Source organism: Ciceribacter sichuanensis (assembly GCF_024055605.1).
GTDB classification, from domain to species: Bacteria; Pseudomonadota; Alphaproteobacteria; order Rhizobiales; family Rhizobiaceae; genus Allorhizobium; species Allorhizobium sichuanense.
This window is the reverse complement of record NZ_JAMXLX010000003.1, coordinates 236,224-257,802: the sequence shown is the minus strand read 5'-3', so window position 1 is coordinate 257,802 and position 21,579 is coordinate 236,224. Positions and strand designations below refer to the sequence as shown.

Below are 21,579 nucleotides of genomic sequence, written 5' to 3'. Positions count from 1 at the left end.
CTTGAATGATCCCATCGGGAACGGCCTGCTGGCCGGACCGTCAGCCCTGCGTGATCGGCGCGATCTGGATCTCCACGCGGCGGTTCTGAGCGCGTCCGTCCGGCGTCGCGTTGGATGCGATCGGCTGGCTCGGACCAAAACCGACAGATGAAACGCGACGCTGGTCGAGGCCCTGGCCGAACAGGTAGTTCGCGACCGAATCGGCGCGGTTCTGCGACAGCTGCTGGTTATGCTGGAGGCTGCCGGTCGAGTCCGTATGGCCATTGATGTCGACAAGCGTGCGGTTAAACTTGTTGAGCACGATCGCGACCGAATTCAGTGTCGGATAGAACTGCGGCATCACCGCATACTGGTCGGTGGCGAAGGTGATGTTCGACGGCATGTTGAGAATGATCCGGTCACCAGCGCGGGTGACCGAGATGCCGGTTCCCTGCAACTGGGCGCGCAGTTCGGCTTCCTGCTGGTCCATGTAGTTGCCGATCGCGCCGCCGGCCAGCGCGCCGATGCCGGCGCCGATCAGGGCCGCATTACGGCTTGACCGTCCGCCACCGCCAACGACTGCGCCGCCAACTGCACCGAGAGCCGCACCGAGCACTGCGCCGCCTGCTGTATTGGAAACCTTCTGCTGACCGGTATAGGGATCGGTCGTGGTGCAGGAGGAAAGGAAAATCGCGGCGAGCGCGAGGATCGAAAGCTTCTTGATCATCGTCGGAATCACTCCCAGTGGAACTCGGAAGGCCTCAACAGCCCAATTGCGGCAATATGAAGTTGTGAGACCGGCGATCTTACTCGGCGGCGCTCTTTCTGCCATAGCGTTTTTCGATGTAGTCGTTCACCAGCGCTTCGAAATCGGAAGCGATGTTGGGACCGCGCAGCGTCATCGCCTTCTGCCCGTCGATGAAGACGGGAGCAGCCGGGGTTTCGCCGGTACCGGGAAGCGATATGCCGATATCGGCGTGCTTGCTCTCTCCCGGTCCGTTGACGATGCAGCCCATGACCGCGACGTTGAGCCCTTCGACACCCGGATAGCGCTCGCGCCACACCGGCATGTTCTTGCGGATGTCGTCCTGAATGCGCTGAGCGAGTTCCTGAAACACCGTCGAGGTCGTGCGTCCGCAGCCGGGACAGGCTGCGACTACCGGAATGAACTGGCGGAAGCCCATGACCTGCAGGATTTCCTGCGCCACCTGCACTTCCTTCGTGCGGTCTCCATTCGGCTCCGGTGTCAGCGACACGCGGATCGTATCGCCGATACCGTGCTGCAGCACGTAAGCCATGGCCGCCGAGGACGCCACGATGCCCTTCGACCCCATGCCGGCCTCGGTCAGGCCGAGATGCAGGGCATGGTTGGAACGTTCTGCCAGCATCGAATAACAGGCGATCAGGTCCTGCACCTGGGAAACCTTGGCCGACAGGATGATGCGGTTACGCGGCAGGCCGATCTCTTCGGCAAGTTCGGCGGAAAGAAGGGCGGACTGCACGATCGCCTCGCGCGTCACCTGCCGGGCGGAAAGCGGGAAGCCTTCCTCCTGGTTCTTGTCCATCAGTCGGGTCAGGAGTTCCTGATCGAGCGAGCCCCAGTTGACGCCGATACGGACAGGCTTGTCATAGCGGATCGCCATCTCGACGATATCGGCGAACTGCTTGTCCTTCTTGTCCTTGAAACCGACATTGCCGGGATTGATGCGATACTTCGCCAGAGCCTCGGCACAGGCCGGATGATCAGCCAGAAGCTTGTGGCCGATATAATGGAAATCGCCGACCAGCGGCACATCCATGCCGAGCCGCAGCAGCCGCTCGCGGATCTTCGGCACGGCAGCGGCACTCTCGTCACGGTCGACCGTGATGCGCACGATCTCGGACCCGGCCTTGAAGAGCGCCGCCACCTGAGCGACCGTCGCATCTATATCGGCGGTATCGGTGTTGGTCATCGACTGAACGACGACGGGTGCGCCGCCGCCAACGATCACGCCGCCGACATCGACGGCCACGGTTGCGCGGCGCGGTTTGGGATCAAATTCGTCTGCTGAAGCCATCGGAGTCTCTCGAACGGCAGAAAACTGCTGGATTGAGGTGGATCAAACGGGATCGCTTGTCAACCACAGGCTAAAAAACCTCTACGTCTCGAGCGGCGCGATCAGCATGCGCACGAGCACCGGGAGCTTGCGGGAAAGCACATCAATACCGGGTGTTCGCATCTTCATGCCCTCCACGGCATCAAGAAGAATTGATGCGATTTCCTGCAGGGAAACATCGCCCGCAGCGGCACCGATCCGGCCCGCTTTCGCGGCAGCCAGCAGGCCGGAGGCGATCTCCTCCTCGACGGCCGACATCCAGGCGAGGAACAGGTCGCCGGCAAATTCGTGCTTCACGTCGAAAAGTTCCGCACCATGCGGCGTTCCGGCAATCTCTTCATGCGGGCGCAGGATGCCCTCGACCAGCGCCGCCTCGACCTCTCTGCTGACGGATCCCCGACCATTGAAGCATCCCGCCACCTTCTCCCGCATCTCCTCCATCTTTATTTCCAGGCAAGCGCCGAAGACATCAGCCTTGTTGCGGTAGAGAAGGTAGAGCGCGGGGCGGGAAAGCCCGGCGGCCTTGGCGATGTCGTCCATCGTCGTGCGCTTATAGCCATAGGTCATGAAGGTGGCGAGCGCCGCCGTCAGCACCATCGCCCGCCTGTGATCGATTTTCAATTCAGCCATGTTTGACATTCTGACATATTTTGTTATTTTGTCACAACGATAATCCCGGACGACCCTAAACCAGGAGGGCTTCGAAGTGAACCTGATCGTCAATGGCGCCACCCATGCCATCGAGGTGGAACCCGATATGCCGCTCCTGTGGGCGCTTCGCGACACTCTCAATATCAAGGGACCGAAATTCGGCTGCGGCGCGGGTCTATGCGGCGCCTGCACCGTCATCATCGACGGCGAGGCCGTCCGCTCCTGCCAGATCGCGGCAGCAGACGTCACGTCCCCCGTCCGCACGATCGACGGGTTAGCTTCGGGCGATGCCTTGCACGCGGTCCAGCAGGCATGGATCGACGAACAGGTGGCGCAATGCGGCTATTGCCAGGCCGGCCAGATCATGAACGCCGTGGCCTTGCTGGAAACCAATCCCTCCCCGACGGACGAGGATATCGACACGGCCATGTCCGGCAATCTCTGTCGCTGCGGCACCTATCCGCGCATCCGCGCTGCCATACACAGGGCAGCCAGCCAGATGGCAGGAGCGTGACCATGGCGAGCATCGGCAAGATCGCGCGACGTACCTTTCTCCTCGGCACCGCCGCTGTCGCGGGCGGCGTCGCCTTCGGCTACTACAGCTACCGGAAACCCTTCGCCAATCCGCTGAAGGACGACCTCGGCGAGGGCGAGGCAACCTTCAATCCCTACGTCAAGATCGGCTCCGACAACCGCATCACCATCATCGCCCCGCGCGCCGAGATGGGACAGGGCAGCTACACCACCCTTGCCGCCCTCGTCTGCGAGGAACTCGACGTCCTGCTGGATCAGGTGGTCATCGAGCACGGCCCCTCCGCGCCTGCTTATTACAATGCGGCGGCCATGCGCGAAGGCGCACCGTTTCCGCGCTTCGATGAAAGCTTCCTGGCCGAGGGCCTGCGTGGCACCATGGGCGTCGTCGCGAAATTCGTCGCATTGCAGTTCACCGGCGGTTCGACCTCGATGATCGACGGCTTCGACAGGATGCGCCACGCAGGCGCCGCCGCGCGCGAGACCCTGAAACAGGCCGCCGCCCGCCGGCTCGGAGCGCAGGCCGCGTCGCTTACGACGAAAGACGGCATCATCACCGATCCTGCATCCGGCAGGGCGCTCTCTTACGGGGACGTGGCGCTGGAAGCCGCGGAACTGGCTCCACCGTCCGACATCACCTTGCGTGAGCGAAAGGACTGGAAGCTCCTCGGCAAGCCGCAGCCGCGCAAGGACATGCTGGCCAAGGTCACCGGCGCGCCGATCTACGGCGTCGATGTCGATCTGCCCGACATGCTTTACGGCACGGTGAGGATGAACCCCAGTCCCGGCGGCCGGATGAGGAGCTTCGACGGCACTGCAGCACTCGCCATGCCCGGCGTGAAGAAAATCGTCGCGATCGACAGCCCTTACGGCCATGGCATCGGCGTGATCGCCGACAACACTTGGCGTGCCTTCAAGGCGGCGGAGGCCGTCACCATCGAATGGGACAAGGGACCAATCCCGTCTTCCTCCGCCGAGATGGAAGCCTTGCTCACTGAAGCCTTGAAGGGAACGGATTCCTTCAGCCTCCGCACGCTTGGCGATCCCGATCTCGTCTTCGCCGACGCCCCGCATGACAGCATCGTCGAGGCGGAATACGACGCCCCCTTCCTCTCCCATGCCGCCATGGAGCCGATGAACGCCACCGCACGGCTGAAGGATGGCCTTCTCGATGTCTGGGCGCCAAACCAGGGACCGACGCTGATCGACACGGTGGGTTCGCGCATCACCGGCCTGCCGAAGGAGAAGATCAGGGTTCATACCACCTTCCTTGGCGGCGGCTTCGGACGTCGCATCGAGCCGGATTTCTCAGACTATGCCATTCGTCTGGCGCTCGAAGCAGAGGGCCGGCCGGTCAAGGTGACCTGGACCCGCGAGGAGGATATGACCCACGGTCCTTATCGCCCGGTGGCAAAGGCCCGCTACAAGGCATCCCTCGAGGAGAAAGGCATTCCCCGGGCGCTTGTGGGATCCGTCGCTTCGCCTTCGGTCATGACCAGCGCCATCGGCCGCTATTATCCCGACATCCCCCTGGGCGGCCCGGACAATGCGCTGATCGACGGCGCCTTCAACCAGCCCTATGGCATCGAAAACTACCGGATCGACGGCCGCAAGGTGCCACTGGCGGTTCCGGTCGGCTTCTGGCGCTCGGTCGGAAACTCCTACAACGTCTTCATGCATGAAAGCTTCATCGACGAGATCGCCCATGCCGGCGGTCGCGATCCCCTCGATCTCCGTCGGGAACTGATGGCCGACTTCCCCGTCGCCCGCGCCGTCGTCGAAAAGGTGGCTGACATGGCCGGCTGGGCGACGCCCGCGCAACCCGGCCACGCCCGCGGCCTCGCCTTCTCGCTCTCCTTCGGTAGCTGGGTCGCCGAAGTGGTGGAGGTCTCCGAGCGGGACGGCGCGATCCGCATCGAGAACGTCTGGTGCGCCGCCGATCCCGGCCTCGTGCTCGATCCGCTTAATTTCAAGGCCCAGATGATGTCCGGTATCGTCTTCGGCCTGTCGGCCGCCATCGGCCAGCAGATCACCTTCGTCGACGGCGCAGTCGAACAATCCAATTTCCACGACCACGACGCACTGCGCATCGACAGGTGTCCTAGGATCGAGGTCGAGCTTCTGGAAAACGCCCCGCATATGGGCGGCGCGGGAGAGCCCGGCACGCCGCCATCGATGCCCGCACTCGGCAATGCCATCTTCGCGCTGACCGGCAAGAGGTTGCGCCGTCTGCCTTTTGCAAACGAGATCGAATTCGCCTGACCGATCCGGGATCGGTCAGTGGCCTGCAACCCGGTCGGCATGCCGGGCAAGGCCAGACAAGGCCAACACCACGAGGCTGAGCAGCGACACACCGGTATAGACTGTGGCAAGCGAAGTATATTCGGCAATGAAGCCGATCACCGACGGCGCAAACAGGATACCGGAATAGCCGAGCGTAGTGACGATCGAGAGCGCAATGCCCGGTGCGAGGCCGGGAATATTGCCGCCGGCGGAAAGTGCGATCGGCACCATGTTGGAAATGCCGATGCCGGCGATCCCGAAACCGATCAGCGCCACGGTCACATCCGGTGCTTGCCCGGCGACGACAAGCCCGACACAGGAAATGACCGCGCAGATCCTGAGCGTCCTGACAGCGCCGAGCCGGTCGCGCACCAGATCGCCGGCGAAGCGCATCGCGGCCATGGCCAGCGAAAAGGCGGCAAAGGCAAAACCGGAAAAGGCGGTCGGCGCATTGAGTTCGTCGCGCAGGTAGAGGGCGCCCCAGTCCAGAATGGAGCCTTCGGGGATCATCGAGAACAGCGCGATGATGCCGATCAACCAGGGCAGCGGTGAGACGGGGAACTTGGCACGCTCCCGACGTTCCGAAGGATGCGGTGCATCGGCGAAGATCATCGGCCGGATGATGAAGAAAAGCACCCATCCGGCACCGGCGACGATGAGGGCGTGACCGAGTGGGCCCAGCAAAGCGATGAGAAATCCGCCGCAGGCCGAACCGACGAGGCAGCCGAGGCTCCAGAACGCGTGACAGGACGACATGATCGAGCGGCGCATGGACCGCTCCACCTCGACCGCATTGGCATTCATCGCCACGTCCATCGCCCCGCCAATACCGCCGAACAGGAAAATGGCGATGGCTCCCGCCCAGACGGAATGAACGAGTGTCATGCCCACAATGGTCGGCAGATAGAAGAACGCGGCCACCTGCACGACACGGCTTGAGCCGAAGCGGGCGATCTGCATGCCGGCCACCGGCATGCAGATGAGCGAGCCGATGCCGAAGATAAACAGCATGATGCCGAGATCGGCGGAACTGAGGTGCAGTGCCTCCGCGAAGAGAGGGATCTTCGGCGCCCAGGAACCCATCATCAGCCCGTTGAGAAAGAACAGCGCCGAAACCGCGGCTCGCGGCCGGGTGATCAGGCGAGCACCAGCGCCCGTTGCCGGTGCCTCCTTCACGATGTCAAGCATATGCGGCCTCCCTTTATCGCGGGACTCTATTTAAATCGATTGAATTCTCAATGCCCGAATCGACGCCTTCTTTTCACGATTTGCGTCTTTGCGACATCGAAGTTTTCAAGTCGATTGACAGAAAATGTGGAAGAGGAAAGATGCGCACTCGTTCCTCACGGTCGACGCGCCCGCGCCACCGCCCCATCGAGACCCGCCACAGGTGCAAGAGTGAAAACCTCCGTCGGCATCGGCATTTTGCTGACCAGCCTTTCCTATTTTCTGTTCACACTGCACGACGGCACCATCAAGATCCTCGTCGAAACCACGGCGGTCTGGCAGATCCTTTTCTTCCGCAGCGCCACGATCCTTGTCGGCTGCCTGGTGTTCGGCGGTCCTTCCCTCGTTCGTGAGACGGCATCCTCCCCGGTCGTGAAGCCCATGATGATCCGCAGCCTGCTGCTGCTGACCGCCTGGCTTTCCTATTACAATGCCGCGAAATCGATGCAGCTCGCATCCCTGCAGACGTTGTATTACGCGGCACCGGTGGTCGCGACCCTGCTCGCCGTGCCGATCCTCAAGGAACGGGTGACCCCGCCGCGTTGGCTTGCGGTCATCGTCGGCTTCCTCGGTGTGCTGATCGCCAGCAATCCCATCGGCATGAAGATCACCCTGCCGGTCTATCTCGCCCTGCAGGCCGCCTGCCTCTGGGCCTTCTCGACCGTCCTCCTGCGCCGCACCGCCATGGGCGCTCGCTCGCTGGTGCAGATGACCGTGACGAACAGTTTCTTCCTCCTGCTGACCGGCGCCATGCTGATCAGCGTCTGGCACACGCCGACACCCGTCGAGCTTGCGCTGTCGCTGGCGACCGGCATCATCGGCGGCGGCGCCCAGTTCGCCTTCTTCGAGGGCATGCGCCGGGCGCCGATCTCCGTTCTCGCCCCCTTCGAATATACCTCCCTTGTCTGGGCCTTTGTGCTCGGCTATGCGATCTGGGGCGACATTCCCGCCACCAACGTCTTCATCGGCGCAGCGCTGATCTGCAGCGCCGGCCTGATCATCGTCTTCAGCGAACGCCTTACGGCGAGAGGCTGAACCTTCCCTTTCCGAACGCCGTTCATTCGCTTATCCTTTCTCCGATGAAATAGCGCTTGCATGCATATAAACCATCATATATACGAATATGTGTATATATTTTCCCGGAGGTCTTTATGTCTCTCGATCGTATGGTTCTGGCTTTCGCCGGTGCGATGGTTCTCCTTTCCGTCGTGTTGACGGTGTTCGTACATCCGCTGTTCGTCTGGTTCACCGTCTTCGTCGGCGCCAACCTGCTGCAGTCCGCTTTTACCGGCTTCTGCCCTGCCGCGATGATCTTCAAGAAGCTCGGCGTACGCTCGGGAACGGCATTCTGAATTCACTTGCCACGAGGAACGGCATCATGAACGTCCAGCCGCTTGCCCGCCTTACGGCGTTCACCTTTGCGCTCATGGCGACCAGCGCGCTGCACGCCGAAACCCTTCACCTCCAGCTGATGACGGTCCCGGAGTGGAAGGCGGTCTATGGCCGCGTGGAGGCCCGCAATAGCGTGCCTGCCCGCGCGCGCATCGGTGGAACCGTTATCGACCTCAAGGTCACGGAAGGCGACAGCGTCGGTACGGGTGACGTGATCGCCACGGTCAAGGACGACAAGGTCGACTTCCAGATCGCCGCGATCGACGCCCAACTTCTGGGGTTGAAGGCATCGCTGGACAACGCCCAGTCGGAACTGAGCCGTGGCGAGGAACTGATCAAGCGCGGGGTGACCACTGCCCAGAGGCTCGATGCCCTGCGCACGCAGGTCGATGTCGTGCGCAACCAGATCGCAGCCGCTGAAGCGCAGCGGTCTGTCTACATAGAGCAGGGCAAGGAGGGCGACGTCCTCGCTCCGACCTCCGGCAAGGTGCTGACCGTTCCCGTCACCAGAGATGCCGTCATCATGGCCGGCGAGACCGTTGCCACCATTGGCGGCGGCGGATTTTATCTGCGCCTCGCCATCCCCGAACGTCATGCCGACCTTCTTGAGGAAGGCGCCTCTATCGAGATCGACAGCGGCAACGGTCATGAAAGCAGGGGGCGCCTGGCCAAAATCTACCCGGAGATCGACAACGGCCGGGTCATCGCCGATGTCGAGGTCGGCGATCTGCCGACCTCCTTCGTCAACAAGCGCGTGCTCGTACGGGTGCCGGTTGGCGAGCGCCATGCGCTCTTCCTGCCGCAAGCCGCCCTGAAGAACCGCTACGGCGTCGATTACGTCACCATCAAGGCGGGCGAGGAAACGACCGAGCGCGCCGTCGTGACCGCGAAACCGATCCGGATCCACGGCCAGCCGATGACCGAAATCCTGACCGGCCTTGCTGCCGGCGACGAGATCGTATTGCCATGAAAATTCCCGGTCTTGGTATTGCCGGCGGCCCGACGAAAAGCTTCATCACCTCGCCGCTTACCCCGCTTTTTCTGCTTGCCGCTCTGGCACTGGGCATCGTCGCGCTGATGACGCTGCCGCGCGAGGAGGAGCCGCAGATCTCCGTGCCGATGGTCGATATCATCGTGCAGGCCGACGGACTGAAGGCGGAAGACGCGGTCAAGCTCGTCACCGAGCCGCTGGAAACCATCGTCAAGGGCATCAACGACGTCGAACACGTCTATAGCACGACCTATGACGACAAGGTGGTCGTCACCGCACGCTTCATCGTCGGGACCTCCGGCGACAGCGCTGTCCTGCGCGTGCACGACAAGATCCGGGCCAACATGGGTTCGATCCCGGTCGGCATTCCCGAACCGCTGGTCGTCGGCCGCACCATCGACGACGTGGCGATTGTTTCGCTGACACTCACGCCCTCGGAAGACAAGGGCGCCGAGGTCGACGCCACTGCACTCACCCGCATCGCCCGCGAATTGCGCGTCGAAATGGCAAAGATCGACAATGTCGGCCTCAGCTACCTCGTCGGCGAGGCGGGGGACGCCATCCGCATCGCTCCGGATCCGGAAAAACTGGCGCTCAACGGGGTAACGTTGCAGCAGCTTTCTGCCAAGGTCACCGCGGCAAACCGAGCCTTCCCGACCGGCGAGGTCAGGAGCAACGGCCGGCAAATCGACGTCGTCGCAGGAGAAACCCTCTCCACACCCGCCGAGATCGGCAACCTGTTGCTGACGACCCGTGACAACCGCCCCGTCTATGTGCGCGATGTCGCGGACATTTCTTTCGTCACAGATACGGAAGAAGCCCGCGCCGCGACCGTCACACGGGGCGAAAACGGCGAAATGAAGCGTGTGCCGGCCGTTACGCTGGCACTCGCCAAGCGCGCCGGCGCCAATGCCGTCGTCGTTTCCGAGGAGATCCTCCACCGTGTCGAAGACCTGAAGGGCAAGCTGATCCCGGACAGCATGGCGGTCGAGGTCACCCGCAATTACGGCGAGACCGCCAACGAGAAGGCGAACGAACTGCTCTTCCATCTCGGACTGGCGACGCTCTCCATCATCGCCCTCGTCTGGGTCGCCATCGGCCGCCGTGAGGCCGTCGTGGTCGCGATCGTTATCCCGATGACGATCCTGCTCACCCTCTTTGCCGCGAACCTGATGGGCTACACGCTGAACCGCGTCTCGCTCTTCGCCCTGATCTTCTCGATCGGCATTCTCGTCGACGACGCCATCGTCGTCATCGAGAACATCGCGCGTCACTGGGGTTTCAACGACGGCAAGGATCGTCGGCAAGCGGCAATCGACGCCGTTGCCGAAGTCGGCAATCCCACCATCGTCGCAACGCTCACCGTGGTTGCCGCCCTGCTGCCGATGATGTTCGTGTCCGGCATGATGGGTCCCTATATGAGCCCCATCCCGGCCAATGCCTCGGCCGCAATGATCTTTTCCTTCTTTGTCGCCGTCGTGGTCACGCCCTGGCTGATGCTGAAGATCGCCGGGAAGGCGAAACTGCATCACGACACCACTCACGGCACCGGCGGCCGACTCGGCGAAGGCTATGCCGCGGTCGCCCGCCCGATCCTCGCCTCGAAAAAGGCAAGCTGGGTCTTCCTTCTACTCGTTGGCGTGGCAACCCTCGGCTCCCTCTCGCTCTTCTATACGAAGCACGTCACGGTGAAGCTCCTGCCCTTCGACAACAAATCGGAACTGCAGGTACAGATTGACCTGCCGGAAGGCTCGTCCGTCGAGGCAACCGATGCGGTGGCTCAAGGTGTGGCGAGGGTGGCGCTGGCCACGCCGGAGGTTGTCAGCATCCAGACCCACGCGGCAACGGCAGCGCCCTTCAACTTCAACGGTCTGGTGCGCCACGCCTATCTGCGTTCGAACGCCTATATGGGTGACGTGCAGCTCAACCTGACGCCAAAGGGCGAGCGTGACCGTTCGAGCCATGACATAGCGCTCGACCTGCGCAAGCGGCTTCTGACGGAAGTCGCCATGCCGGAAGGAACCGTGCTGAAGGTGGTGGAGCCGCCGCCCGGACCGCCTGTCATGGCGACACTGCTGGCGGAAATCTACGGCCCCGACGCCGAGACGCGCCGTGCGACCGCCGGCAAGGTGAAGGAAGCCTTCCAGTCCGTGCCCTTCATCGTCGATGTCGATGACAGCTACGGAACCCCCGCCCCGCGTCTGCGCGCCACGATCTCGACTGACGACCTCGATTTCTTCGGCGTATCGGAAGACGATGTCTTCGATACGCTGTCGATCCTGAACGGCACCACGACCATCGGCTACTCCCATCGCGGGGAAGGCCGCGCACCGATCCCGATCGTCATCAGCCGGCCGAAGGGCGCGAAGGTGCTCGACGAAAAGTTCCTCTCGACGCCGATCCCCGCCAATCTGCTGCCGGGTTCGCGCTCGGTAGTCGAACTCGGCGACGTCATCCGCGTCACGGAGGAAAAGGCGTCATTCCCGATCTTCCGCCACAACGGCCGCTATGCCGAGATGGTCACAGCCGAGCTGGCCGGCGATTTCGAGGCACCGCTCTATGGCATGCTCGCCGTTCAGGATGCGCTCGACAGGCAGGATTGGACCGGCCTCGAAAAGCCGGACGTCGCTCTTCATGGCCAGCCGGCAGATGAAAGCAAGTCCGTGCTTCTGTGGGACGGCGAGTGGGAAGTGACCTGGGTCACCTTCCGCGACATGGGGGCGGCCTTCATGGTGGCGCTGCTCGGGATCTACATCCTCGTGGTCGCCCAGTTCGGCTCGTTCAAGCTGCCTTTGGTCATCCTGACACCGATCCCGCTGACCTTCATCGGCATCCTCGGCGGTCACTGGCTGTTCCATGCGCCCTTCACCGCGACCTCGATGATCGGTTTCATCGCGCTGGCCGGCATCATCGTGCGCAATTCGATCCTGCTGGTGGATTTCATCCGCCATGCCGCCTCGCCCGAACGCCCGCTGACGGAAGTGTTGATCGAAGCCGGTTCCATCCGCTTCAAGCCGATCCTGCTGACGGCGCTTGCCGCCATGATCGGCGCGGCGGTGATCCTGACAGATCCCATTTTCCAGGGGTTGGCGATCTCGCTGCTCTTCGGCCTTGCCTCCTCGACGCTTCTGACCGTGCTGGTGATCCCGGCGATCTACCGGGTGTTGCGGACCTGAAGATAGATCCTGCACACATCCGGTCTCGCAAGATCGGATGACACCCCCTCTGGCCCGCCGGACATCTCCCCCTCAAGGGGGGAGAACACTCGTGGCAACGCCTCACCCCGTTTTCATGCAGGAGCGAGCGGAAGGGTTTCCGTCCCCCATAAGACAGGCGAGCAAGACGGTGGCAGCGGCCCAAACCGCATTGAGGCGGGCGCGACCGAGCCCCTCGCTCTTGTGGGGAGGGTGTGGGAGGGACTTTTGCCGCTACTTCGCAGCGAGCCACTTCTCCGTCAGCTCCACCCAGAAGCTGGTGCCGACCGGCAGGATGTCGTCGTTGAAGTCGTAGCGCGGATGATGCAGCGGCGGGTCGTTGGGCGTGCGCTGCGTGCCGAGGAAGAAATAGCAGCCCGGCCGCTCTTCCAGCATATAGGCGAAGTCTTCGCTGCCCATGGTCGGCCGGTCCATATCGTAGACCTTGTCAGCCCCCGCGAAATCGACCGCGAGCGCGCGGATGAAGTCGGTTTCCGCCTTGTGATTGATCGTGGCGTTGTAGCCGCGCTGGTAGTCGAGCGTGACGCTCATGCCGTAGCTGGCGGCCTGTCCCTCGGCGATGGTGCGGATGCGGTCCTCAAGCTGATCGCGCACCTTGGGATCGAAGGAGCGGATGGAGAGCTTCATTTCCGCCCGCTCGGGAATGACATTGCTTGCGGCACCCGCATGAAAGGCCCCGACGGTGATGACGCTCGGGTCAATGGGGTGAATATTGCGCGAGACGATGGTCTGCAGCGCCATGATGATCGATGCGCCGCAGACAATGGGGTCAGCGGTATCCTGCGGTTCCGCGCCATGGCCGCCGCGGCCGTTGACGGTGATGATGCATTCATCGACCGCCGCCATGATCGGCCCTTCGCGCAGCGCGAACTTGCCGAACGGAATGGTCGGATCGTTATGCAGCGCGAACACCGCATCGCAGGGAAATTTTTCGAAAAGCCCGTCCTCCATCATGATCCTGGCGCCGCCGAAATTCTCCTCGGCTGGCTGGAAGATCAGATGCACGACGCCATCGAAATTGCGGCGCTCGGCAAGAATGCGCGCCGCACCAAGCAGCATGGCTGTGTGGCCGTCATGGCCGCAGGCGTGCATGACCCCGGGGTTCTTGCTGGCATAGGCCGCGCCCGTCTCCTCGAGGATCGGCAAGGCATCGAAATCCGCCCGGATGCCTATGCTCTTCGTGCTCGTCCCGTTTCTGAGCGTCGCCACGATGCCGGTTTTCGCCAGCCCGCGATGCACCTCGTAACCCAGCGCCTCAAGCTGCTTTGCCACGTAATCAGACGTATCGAACTCGGAAAGACCGATCTCCGGATACTGGTGGAGATGGTGACGGGTCGCCAGCACATCGGCCATGTAGTTCGAGAATTGTATCGTCATCGTCATGCACCACGGGTTGGAATGCGGTTTTCGAGAAAGCGGAATGCCATGACCAGAAGACCGGTCAGGCAGAGGTAGATCAGCGCCAGCAATAGCAGCGGTTCGTAGGTGAGATAAGTGTCCTGCCGGACTTTCGATATCACGGCATAGACGTCGACCACCGTGATGGTTGCGACAAGCGGTGTGGATTTGAGCTGCAACACGGTTTCGCCGGTCAGGGTGGGAAGCGCTCGATGGATCGCCCGCGGCATCCAGATCCGGCGAAACATCGTGAACCGGCTCATGCCGAAGGCGCGCGCCGCTTCGAGTTCACCCTTAGGCACTCCGGCAAAAGCACCGCGCATCACCTCGCCCTCGTAAGCCGCAAACGACAGCATCAGCGCCGCAAACCCATAGGGCCATGCCTGCCGGAGATAGGGCCAAAGGAAAGACGAACGGATCTCGGGATACTGCGCGAAGAGCGAACCGAGACCGTAATAGAGAAGCCAGAGCTGCAGCAGCAGCGGCGTGCCGCGAATGATCGTGCAGAATATCCTGGCTGGCCAGGCTAGCAGTCTCGGGCCGGTGACCTGTACGAGCCCGATCGGAACCGCCAGCAGAAAACCGAAAAAGGCGGTCGAGAACAGCAACAGCAATGTCTGCCAGACACCGGCGGCAAGACGCCACTGGTATTTCGGCAGCCAGTCCCAGCGCATGAACCATGCGGCGCAGAAGACGATCGCCGCGAAGACCGCCATCAGGAACAGCCGGTGCGGCTCGAAAAGGTGCCGCGCCTTCGGCGGCTGGTAGGCGGGCATTCCGGAGACGGTCTCGGCCATGTCGTTACACCGGCTCCGCAATTCCGCGCCGCGCCCGGCGCTCGATGATCCCGATCACGACGTTGGAGACCAGCGTCAGCAGCAGGTAGAGAACGCCGGCCGCGCAGAAGAACAGCATGTAGGCCTTGGTTGTCCCGGCCGCCTGCCGCGTCACCAGCGTCAGCTCGCTGAAGCCGACGACAGCGAGCAGAGCCGTGTCCTTGGTGGCGATCAGCCAGAGGTTGGCGAGACCGGGAATGGCAAAGGGCAGCATGGCGGGAAGCGTGACGCGGGTCATCACCTTGATCGGCGACATGCCATAGGCCCGCGCCGCCTCGATCTGGCCCGGCGGCACGGCCTTGATCGCGCCGCGCAGCACCTCAGTCGAATAGGCCCCCTGCACCACCCCGATGACGAAGACACCGGCGACAAGGCCACTGATATCGACCGTCGGCAGACCGGCCAGCAAAAGCAGCGCGTTCACCGCGTCCGTGCCGGCATAATAGAGGAGAAGGATCAGGACCAGTTCCGGCACCGCCCGGATCACGGTCGTATAGACCTCCAGCAGGTCGCGAAGGATCGGTCCGCCATAAAGCTTGCCGAAGGCACCGCCGATCCCGATCAGGATGCCGAGCCCGTAGCCACCCACCGCAAGCTGCAGCGATTGCGCAAAGCCTTGCAGAAGCACGCCACCCCAGCCCGGCGGCGAAAGCGCCAGAAGGCCCAAGTCGAAAAGGCTGCCGGACGCTGCCGCCATCTTGAAACGCCTCGATTGTCAGAAGGCCAGAGAGGGCATGCGACGGAGCCCGCCGCATGCCCGGGAAAACGGTCAGCCGCCGTAGATGTCGAAATCGAAATACTTCTTCGAGAAGGTGTCGTAGGTGCCGTTGGCGCGGACCGCCTTGATCGCGGCATTCACCTTGTCCTTGAGTTCGGTTTCGCCCTTGCGCAGACCGACGCCGACACCCGCGCCGAGGATGGCCGGATCGTCCTTCACATTGCCCTTGAGTTCACAGCACGCGCCGGCTTCGGATTTCAGGAAGGCGTCGAGCGCGATGGCGTCGGCCTGAACGGCATCGACACGGCCGGCGGCGAGATCCTGGTTCGCCTCGTCCTGGGTCTGGTATTCCTTGATTTCCGAAGCCTTCTCGCCAAAATACTTGTGGGCGTAATCGGCATGGACGGTCGAGACCTGCACGCCGAGGATCTTGCCGGTGAGGCCTTCCGGCGTCGCGTCGAACTTTTCGCTCTTCGGCCCGACAATGCCGGTCGGCGTGTTGTAATACTTGTCGGAAAAATCGATGGTCTTCAGGCGTTCCTCGGTGATCGACATCGAGCCGACGATCATGTCGATCTTCTTGGACGTCAGCGCTGGAATGATCCCGTCCCAGGCGACCGGAGTGATGACGCAGTCGAGCTTGGCCTCGGCGCAGATGGCCTCCATGAAATCGACCTCCCAGCCGACCCACTTACCGGCAGCATCCGGCGAGGCAAAAGGCGGATAAGGCTCGGCGGCGAAGCCAACCTTGACCGGTTCTGCGGCCGCGGCGCCGAGGCTCGCTCCGCCGATGGCCAGTGCGATGAGCGCGATCTTCATTGCATTCTTCATTATGTTCCCCTGTTGTTTTTAGGTTTGATGAAGTCTCAATGGATTGAGCTGATGAATTTCTTGAGCCGTTCGGATTTCGGCGCGCCGAACAGCTGTTCCGGCGGTCCCTGTTCCTCGATCACGCCGTTGGCGAGGAAGACCACATGGTTGGAAACCTCCCGGGCGAACTTCATTTCATGGGTGACGAGGATCATCGTGCGTTTTTCCCGGGCGAGATCGCCGATGACGGAAAGCACCTCGCCGACAAGCTCCGGATCGAGCGCCGAAGTCGGCTCGTCGAACAGCATGACCAGCGGCTGGATGGCGAGCGCGCGGGCGATTGCGGCGCGCTGCTGCTGCCCACCGGAAAGAAAGGCCGGATAGGCGTCCCGCTTCTCGTAGAGGCCGACCCGTCTCAGGAGCGTCTCGGCGATGGCGATCGCCTCGTCCTTGCGCACGCCCAGCACATGCACCGGTACCTCGATGACATTCTGCAACACCGTCATGTGCTGCCAGAGGTTGAAGTTCTGGAACACCATGCCGAGCCGGCTGCGGATACGCTGCACCTGCCTGCGGTCGGCCGGCGTCAGGCCGCCGTGGCCGTCCTTCTTCATGCTGATCGTCTCGCCATGGATGGTGACCGAGCCTGCGCTCGGCAGTTCCAGCATGTTGATGCATCTGAGGAAGGTGGATTTTCCCGAGCCGCTGCCGCCGATGATGGCGATCACGTCACCCTGTTTTGCCGATAGCGAAACACCCTTCAGGACCTCGAGCGGTCCGAACCGCTTGTGCAGATCCCGCACGTCAATGGCTTGCGCCGATACGTTCATGAATACCGCCAATGCCCGGAGGCGAAGCCCCGGCAAGATGGTTGCCACTGTTCCCGCCAGCTTCTTGTCTGCCCGGTGCGGCGCTGGATCCCGCCCGGTGGATTGGCCGGGAGTTTTGCACTTGTGCAGTAATTATTCAAGCGTATAAATAAATCAGTTTGAATTGCGGTCGGGCGAGCCCGACGGGGAACGGGACGGGCGCATGAAGAGATACGGCTCTCAGGAAATGTCGGGGAAACTCATGCGGGTTGTAATGCGCCGGCCGGGCCCAAGCCTCAGGAATGCCGACCCTTCCACCTGGCATTACGGACCGACCTTCGACGGTGCAAGAGCCGTGCAGCAATACGGGCATTTCGCCGATTTGGTCGCGGCCTCCGGCGCGGACATCCTCTGGCTCGAGGACCGCGGCGACGGGCTTGCGGACGCGATGTTCACCCACGATCCCTCGCTGATGACAGATCACGGCGCGATCATCCTCAACATGGGCAAGCCGCTGCGCCAGCGCGAACCGGAACTGCACGAGGAAATCTACACCAGGGCCGGTATTCCCATCCTCGGCCGCATCGAAGCCCCCGGCACGATCGAGGGCGGCGACTGCGTCTGGGTGGACCGGGCAACGCTTGCGATCGGCCGCGGTGTGCGCTCCAACCAGGCCGGCATCGAGCAGATGACGGCGATGCTGGCGCCCCATGGCATCACGGTTCTCGGCTTCGACCTGCCGCTCTGGCAGGGTGAGGAAGCCTGCCTGCATCTCATGTCGGTCATCAGCCCGCTGGCCAATGACCTTGCGCTCGTCCACGCGCCGCTGCTGCCGGCCGCCTTCTATTTCCTCTTGAAGGAAAAGGGCATCCGCCTCGTCGTCGCTCCGGCAGATGAATTTGCCGCCAGCAATGGCCTGAATCTCAACGTCCTGCCGACCTCGCCACGCAAGGTCATCATGGTGGAAGGTTTCCCCGGAACCCGCGCCGCCATGGAGGCCGCCGGCTGCGAGGTACAGACCTTTGCCGCCGACGCGCTCTGCATCGCCTGCGAAGGCGGTCCCACCTGCCTGACCCGGCCGATATTGAGACTGGCGTCATGAGCCGGCGGGTCTTCCATCGCGCCGGAGAGGCGGAGCGGCGGCAGGACCTGATCAGGGCAACGCTGGACTGCATTTCGGAGAAGGGACTTGAAGGCGCGACCGTACGCGAGATCGCGGCCCGCGCCGGCGTCACCGGCGGTCTGATCCGCCATTACTTCGCCAGCAAGGACCAGATGCTGCAGGCCGCCTATCGCGAGACCATGGCATCGATGACCACGACGGCTATCAGCGCAGCCGGGGCCAGTGGCGAGAGCGCCGGCGATGTGAAGAGCGCTCGCCTCAGGCTACATGATTTCATCATCGCCAATGTCAGTCCGCCGGTCACCGATCCGCGCACGCTTTCGCTCTGGGCGGGCTTCATCGGCCACATCCGCGTCGATCCGGAATTCGCTCGCATCCACCGCGAGAACTACCTGATCTTTCGAGATGCGCTGGAAGAACTCATCTCCGGCTTTCTCGCCGAATGCGGCCGCACGCCGGCAGCGGGCGAAAGCCGCAAGCTTGCCATTGCCATCAACGGCCTGATCGACGGCCTCTGGCTCGAGGGTTCGCTTGCCCAGGATCTTTTTGACGACCATGCCCTGCCGCGTATCGCACTGGAATCGGTCGAGGCCCTGCTCGGCGGCCTGAGCCTCACTGAGCCGCTCACAGGGCCGGATGCCGACACCAACAAGAAATGATCGGAACACCCATGCGTTACGCTTCCATCACAGAGCGACTTGCTCACCTTGGTTCGGGAAAATGGGCCGTTCATATCGAGGCCCGTCGCAAGGCCGCAAAAGGCATTCCCGTCATCGAACTGACGATCGGGGAGCCGGACGTGGCTCCGGATCCGGCCCTGCTCGCCGAATGCGCCCGCGCCATGTATGCGGGCCGCACCCGCTATTCGAATGGGCGTGGCGAACCGAGCGTGGTGAAGGCGCTGGCAGCAAAATACGCAAAACGCCGTCCTGACGTTACCGAGCGCAACATCCTCTGCTTTCCAGGCACCCAGACTGCTCTCTTCACGGTCATGCTCGGCCTGCTCGAACCGGGTGACGAAGTGCTGGTCGGCGATCCATTTTACGCAACTTACGAAGGCGTCATCGCCTCAAGCGGTGCCCGCATGGCACCCGTTCCGCTTCGGCCGGAACACCGCTTCCATCTGCAGCCGGACGATCTTGGCCGGGCGATTACGCCCCGCTCGCGCGTGTTGCTTCTCAATACGCCGCACAATCCGACCGGCGCCGTTCTGTCGGCAGACGAGATTGCCGCCATCGGCAAGGTCTGCCGCGATCACGACCTCTGGATCGTCTGCGACGAGGTGTACGAGGAACTGATCTTCGACAAGCCTTTCGCCTCGCCCTTCGACCAGCCGGATCTGGCGGAACGGACCGTCGTCGTCTCATCGATTTCCAAGTCCCATGCGGCCCCCGGTTTCCGCAGCGGCTGGGCCGCCGGCCCGGTCGAATTCTGCGATCGCCTGCTGCCTGTCTCGGAAACCATGCTGTTCGGCGTCCAGCCCTTCATCGCCGACATGACGGCAATGGCGCTCTCCGAGCCCTTCGACACCTCAACCGTCATGCGTGGCAATTATGCCCGCCGCGCCCGCCTCGTAGCCGACGGCCTTGCCGGCAACGGACCACTGCAGCCGATGATGCCGGAAGGCGGCATGTTCATCGTGATCGATGTCAGCGCGACCGGGCTCACCGGCCTCCAGTTCGCCCATCGCCTGCTGGACGAGAAGAACGTCGCCGTCATGCCCGGTGGCTCCTTCGGCGAACAGGCGGAAGGTTTCATCCGGGTGTCGCTCACCGTTAACGACGAAAAGCTCGCGGAAGCCACGGGACGTATGGTCGAACTGGCGACGGAACTGATCGATCGGGAGGATCAACAGAAATGGGCGGCGAACTGAAGACAGTCGGAGAAGCACTGATCGATATTCTGGAGGCGAACGGCGTCGACACCGTCTTCGGCATTCCGGGCGTCCACACCGTCGAGCTTTATCGCGGCCTTGCCGCCTCGAACATCCGCCACATCACCCCGCGCCACGAACAGGGCGCCGGCTTCATGGCGGACGGCTATGCCCGCGTCAGCGGAAAACCGGGTGTCTGCCTGCTGATCACGGGTCCGGGCCTCACCAACGCCATCACCGCCATGGCGCAGGCGCAGCAGGATTCCGTGCCGCTTCTGGTCATCTCCGGTGTCAATGTGCGCTCCAGCCTCGGCCAGGGCCGTGGCCGGCTGCATGAACTGCCCGACCAGCACGCGATGATGGCGTCCCTCATGCTGATGAGCCACACCCTTCTCGATCCGGCCGATCTGCCGGCGGTGATGGCGAGAGCCTTCACCATTCTGCGTTCGGGCCGCCCCGGACCGGTCCATATCGAAATCCCGATCGACGTCATGTCGATGAAGGTCTCCCTTCCGCGATTGGCTTCAAGCCCGGCACTGCTGCCGCGCACCGACCTTGCCGGCGTGCTCGATCTGGCGGAACGCTGTGAACGCGCCCTAAAGCCGGTCATTCTTTGCGGCGGCGGCGCGGTTTCGGCGGCAAGGACAATCGAAACGCTTGCCGAGCGGCTCGACGCACCCGTCGTCACCACGGTCAACGCCCGCGGCATGCTGTCAGGGCACCCGCTTTCGGTGCCGGCAAGCCCGAGCCTCAAGGCCGTGCGAAAGCTCGTCGCGGAAGCCGACCTTGTGCTGGCGCTCGGCACACAGATGGGTCAGACCGACTACGACATGTATGCCGATAACGGATTTCCGGAACTCGAAAATCTCGTCCGCGTCGATATCGACGCCACGCAACTCGCCCGCGGGCCAAACGCCGCCATCTCGATCCTTTCGAGCGTTGCCAGCCTCGTCGACGATCTTCTGACGGAGCTCTGCGAGAAAATGGCCGCCAATGGGGGAGCCGATCGCGCGGCCGCGGCAAGGGCTGCGGCACACGCAGAACTCACCGACAAGATGCGCGGCGAGATCTCCATCCTCGAAACCGTCCGTGACACGCTTCCGGGCACGATCATCGTCGGAGACTCCACCCAGGCCGTCTACGCCGGAAACCTCTATTTCGAAGCCGACCGTCCGCATGGCTGGTTCAATTCGGCGACCGGCTACGGTGCGCTCGGCTATGCCGCGCCCGCTTCGGTAGGCGCAAGCCTCGCGGAACCGGAAACGCAGATCGTCTGCCTGACGGGCGATGGCGGCCTGCAATTCTCTCTCGCCGAAATCGGCTCCGCGAAAGACGCCGGCGCGCGCGTCATATTCCTCGTCTGGAACAATGACGGCTACCAGGAAATCGAAACCTATATGATCGAACAGGGGATCACGCCGGAAGGCGTGAAGCCTTCGGCACCGGATTTCCTGAAGATCGCCGAGGCCTACGGCATTTCCGCGGTGCTGCTCGCGCATGTCGACGATCTTCCGGCGGCCCTGCGAAGGGCAAGGGATGGAGGTGGTCTCGCACTCATCGAGATCCACGAACGGAACACCGCCGGCATCACCGCCTGATACTCGCATGGCGACTATCGACGGCATGAGCAAAATGTCTGATTGCCAT

Annotated in this window: 19 protein-coding genes; 10 read left to right on the top strand and 9 right to left on the bottom strand. The window is 62.8% G+C overall.

Annotated elements, in window-relative coordinates; genetic code table 11:
* Positions 1-40: 40 nt before the first annotated feature.
* The 3 genes from NBH21_RS11835 to NBH21_RS11825 all read right to left on the bottom strand — a co-directional run bounded on the left by NBH21_RS11835 (position 41) and on the right by NBH21_RS11825 (position 2,705).
* Positions 41-706, bottom strand: coding sequence for a YiaD family glycine zipper/OmpA-like lipoprotein (locus NBH21_RS11835; RefSeq protein ID WP_250913506.1), 666 nt, complete (start codon positions 704-706; stop codon positions 41-43).
* A gap of 79 nt (positions 707-785) precedes the next feature.
* Positions 786-2,036, bottom strand: a complete 1,251-nt coding sequence (gene ispG, locus NBH21_RS11830; protein WP_163902105.1) for a flavodoxin-dependent (E)-4-hydroxy-3-methylbut-2-enyl-diphosphate synthase — start codon at positions 2,034-2,036, stop codon at positions 786-788.
* Positions 2,037-2,117: 81 nt separating this feature from the next.
* The gene (locus NBH21_RS11825) at positions 2,118-2,705 is read right to left on the bottom strand and encodes a TetR/AcrR family transcriptional regulator (RefSeq protein ID WP_250913507.1); all 588 of its coding nucleotides are present in this window, start codon (positions 2,703-2,705) and stop codon (positions 2,118-2,120) included.
* A gap of 76 nt (positions 2,706-2,781) precedes the next feature.
* On the opposite strand from NBH21_RS11825, the gene NBH21_RS11820 reads away from it, so the two are divergent.
* Both NBH21_RS11820 and NBH21_RS11815 read left to right on the top strand, forming a co-directional pair.
* Positions 2,782-3,240, top strand: a complete 459-nt coding sequence (locus NBH21_RS11820; RefSeq protein ID WP_342452007.1) for a (2Fe-2S)-binding protein — start codon at positions 2,782-2,784, stop codon at positions 3,238-3,240.
* A gap of 2 nt (positions 3,241-3,242) precedes the next feature.
* A complete protein-coding gene (locus tag NBH21_RS11815) occupies positions 3,243-5,519 on the top strand; it encodes a xanthine dehydrogenase family protein molybdopterin-binding subunit (RefSeq protein ID WP_250913508.1) in 2,277 nt (758 codons plus the stop codon).
* Between the two features lie 15 nt (positions 5,520-5,534).
* On the opposite strand, the gene NBH21_RS11810 is transcribed toward NBH21_RS11815, so the two are convergent.
* A complete protein-coding gene (locus tag NBH21_RS11810; RefSeq protein ID WP_250913509.1) occupies positions 5,535-6,728 on the bottom strand; it encodes an MFS transporter in 1,194 nt (397 codons plus the stop codon).
* Positions 6,729-6,938: 210 nt separating this feature from the next.
* On the opposite strand from NBH21_RS11810, the gene NBH21_RS11805 reads away from it, so the two are divergent.
* The 4 genes from NBH21_RS11805 to NBH21_RS11790 all read left to right on the top strand — a co-directional run bounded on the left by NBH21_RS11805 (position 6,939) and on the right by NBH21_RS11790 (position 12,326).
* Positions 6,939-7,802 (top strand): DMT family transporter, encoded by an 864-nt coding sequence (locus NBH21_RS11805; protein ID WP_250913510.1) that lies wholly within the window; start codon positions 6,939-6,941, stop codon positions 7,800-7,802.
* A gap of 116 nt (positions 7,803-7,918) precedes the next feature.
* Entirely contained in the window at positions 7,919-8,119 is a 201-nt protein-coding gene (locus NBH21_RS11800) for a YgaP family membrane protein (protein WP_250913511.1), read from the top strand.
* 26 nt (positions 8,120-8,145) lie between these two features.
* Complete coding sequence (locus tag NBH21_RS11795; RefSeq protein WP_250913512.1) at positions 8,146-9,129, top strand: efflux RND transporter periplasmic adaptor subunit; 984 nt, start codon at positions 8,146-8,148, stop codon at positions 9,127-9,129.
* Complete coding sequence (locus tag NBH21_RS11790; protein WP_250913513.1) at positions 9,126-12,326, top strand: efflux RND transporter permease subunit; 3,201 nt, start codon at positions 9,126-9,128, stop codon at positions 12,324-12,326. Before NBH21_RS11795 ends, NBH21_RS11790 begins: the two co-directional genes overlap by 4 nt.
* A gap of 252 nt (positions 12,327-12,578) precedes the next feature.
* On the opposite strand, the gene NBH21_RS11785 is transcribed toward NBH21_RS11790, so the two are convergent.
* From NBH21_RS11785 to NBH21_RS11765, 5 genes are all read right to left on the bottom strand, one after another.
* Complete coding sequence (locus tag NBH21_RS11785) at positions 12,579-13,742, bottom strand: M20 aminoacylase family protein (RefSeq protein WP_250913514.1); 1,164 nt, start codon at positions 13,740-13,742, stop codon at positions 12,579-12,581.
* A 2-nt stretch (positions 13,743-13,744) separates the two neighbouring features.
* Positions 13,745-14,560, bottom strand: coding sequence for an ABC transporter permease (locus NBH21_RS11780; RefSeq protein ID WP_250913515.1), 816 nt, complete (start codon positions 14,558-14,560; stop codon positions 13,745-13,747).
* Positions 14,561-14,564: 4 nt separating this feature from the next.
* Complete coding sequence (locus NBH21_RS11775; RefSeq protein ID WP_250913516.1) at positions 14,565-15,296, bottom strand: ABC transporter permease; 732 nt, start codon at positions 15,294-15,296, stop codon at positions 14,565-14,567.
* 72 nt (positions 15,297-15,368) lie between these two features.
* Positions 15,369-16,136 (bottom strand): transporter substrate-binding domain-containing protein, encoded by a 768-nt coding sequence (locus tag NBH21_RS11770; RefSeq protein ID WP_425340413.1) that lies wholly within the window; start codon positions 16,134-16,136, stop codon positions 15,369-15,371.
* 47 nt (positions 16,137-16,183) lie between these two features.
* Positions 16,184-16,957: an ABC transporter ATP-binding protein gene (locus NBH21_RS11765; protein ID WP_250913518.1), complete on the bottom strand. Its 774-nt coding sequence runs from the start codon at positions 16,955-16,957 to the stop codon at positions 16,184-16,186.
* 202 nt (positions 16,958-17,159) lie between these two features.
* Between NBH21_RS11765 and NBH21_RS11760 the strand changes: the two genes are divergently transcribed.
* From NBH21_RS11760 to NBH21_RS11745, 4 genes are read left to right on the top strand one after another with little or no spacing between them, the layout of a single operon-like run.
* Positions 17,160-18,038, top strand: a complete 879-nt coding sequence (locus NBH21_RS11760) for a dimethylarginine dimethylaminohydrolase family protein (protein ID WP_250913519.1) — start codon at positions 17,160-17,162, stop codon at positions 18,036-18,038.
* Positions 18,035-18,718 carry a TetR family transcriptional regulator C-terminal domain-containing protein gene (locus NBH21_RS11755; RefSeq protein WP_250913520.1) on the top strand — a complete coding sequence of 228 codons (684 nt, stop codon included), beginning with the start codon at positions 18,035-18,037 and terminating at the stop codon, positions 18,716-18,718. Before NBH21_RS11760 ends, NBH21_RS11755 begins: the two co-directional genes overlap by 4 nt.
* A gap of 11 nt (positions 18,719-18,729) precedes the next feature.
* Positions 18,730-19,932, top strand: a complete 1,203-nt coding sequence (locus NBH21_RS11750; RefSeq protein ID WP_250913521.1) for a pyridoxal phosphate-dependent aminotransferase — start codon at positions 18,730-18,732, stop codon at positions 19,930-19,932.
* Positions 19,917-21,530: a 5-guanidino-2-oxopentanoate decarboxylase gene (locus NBH21_RS11745; protein ID WP_250913522.1), complete on the top strand. Its 1,614-nt coding sequence runs from the start codon at positions 19,917-19,919 to the stop codon at positions 21,528-21,530. Before NBH21_RS11750 ends, NBH21_RS11745 begins: the two co-directional genes overlap by 16 nt.
* The last annotated feature ends 49 nt before the right edge of the window (positions 21,531-21,579 follow it).

Coding starts and splice junctions, on each gene's coding strand:
- NBH21_RS11825 (WP_250913507.1), bottom strand. CDS start 2,705: ATGGCTGAATTGAAAATCGATCACAGGCGGGCGATGGTGCTGACGGCG.
- NBH21_RS11760 (WP_250913519.1), top strand. CDS start 17,160: ATGAAGAGATACGGCTCTCAGGAAATGTCGGGGAAACTCATGCGGGTT.
- NBH21_RS11795 (WP_250913512.1), top strand. CDS start 8,146: ATGAACGTCCAGCCGCTTGCCCGCCTTACGGCGTTCACCTTTGCGCTC.
- NBH21_RS11785 (WP_250913514.1), bottom strand. CDS start 13,742: ATGACGATACAATTCTCGAACTACATGGCCGATGTGCTGGCGACCCGT.
- NBH21_RS11755 (WP_250913520.1), top strand. CDS start 18,035: ATGAGCCGGCGGGTCTTCCATCGCGCCGGAGAGGCGGAGCGGCGGCAG.
- NBH21_RS11775 (WP_250913516.1), bottom strand. CDS start 15,296: ATGGCGGCAGCGTCCGGCAGCCTTTTCGACTTGGGCCTTCTGGCGCTT.
- NBH21_RS11770 (WP_425340413.1), bottom strand. CDS start 16,136: ATGAAGATCGCGCTCATCGCACTGGCCATCGGCGGAGCGAGCCTCGGC.
- NBH21_RS11780 (WP_250913515.1), bottom strand. CDS start 14,560: ATGGCCGAGACCGTCTCCGGAATGCCCGCCTACCAGCCGCCGAAGGCG.
- NBH21_RS11745 (WP_250913522.1), top strand. CDS start 19,917: ATGGGCGGCGAACTGAAGACAGTCGGAGAAGCACTGATCGATATTCTG.
- ispG (WP_163902105.1), bottom strand. CDS start 2,036: ATGGCTTCAGCAGACGAATTTGATCCCAAACCGCGCCGCGCAACCGTG.
- NBH21_RS11835 (WP_250913506.1), bottom strand. CDS start 706: ATGATCAAGAAGCTTTCGATCCTCGCGCTCGCCGCGATTTTCCTTTCC.
- NBH21_RS11750 (WP_250913521.1), top strand. CDS start 18,730: ATGCGTTACGCTTCCATCACAGAGCGACTTGCTCACCTTGGTTCGGGA.
- NBH21_RS11800 (WP_250913511.1), top strand. CDS start 7,919: ATGTCTCTCGATCGTATGGTTCTGGCTTTCGCCGGTGCGATGGTTCTC.
- NBH21_RS11815 (WP_250913508.1), top strand. CDS start 3,243: ATGGCGAGCATCGGCAAGATCGCGCGACGTACCTTTCTCCTCGGCACC.
- NBH21_RS11765 (WP_250913518.1), bottom strand. CDS start 16,957: ATGAACGTATCGGCGCAAGCCATTGACGTGCGGGATCTGCACAAGCGG.
- NBH21_RS11810 (WP_250913509.1), bottom strand. CDS start 6,728: ATGCTTGACATCGTGAAGGAGGCACCGGCAACGGGCGCTGGTGCTCGC.
- NBH21_RS11790 (WP_250913513.1), top strand. CDS start 9,126: ATGAAAATTCCCGGTCTTGGTATTGCCGGCGGCCCGACGAAAAGCTTC.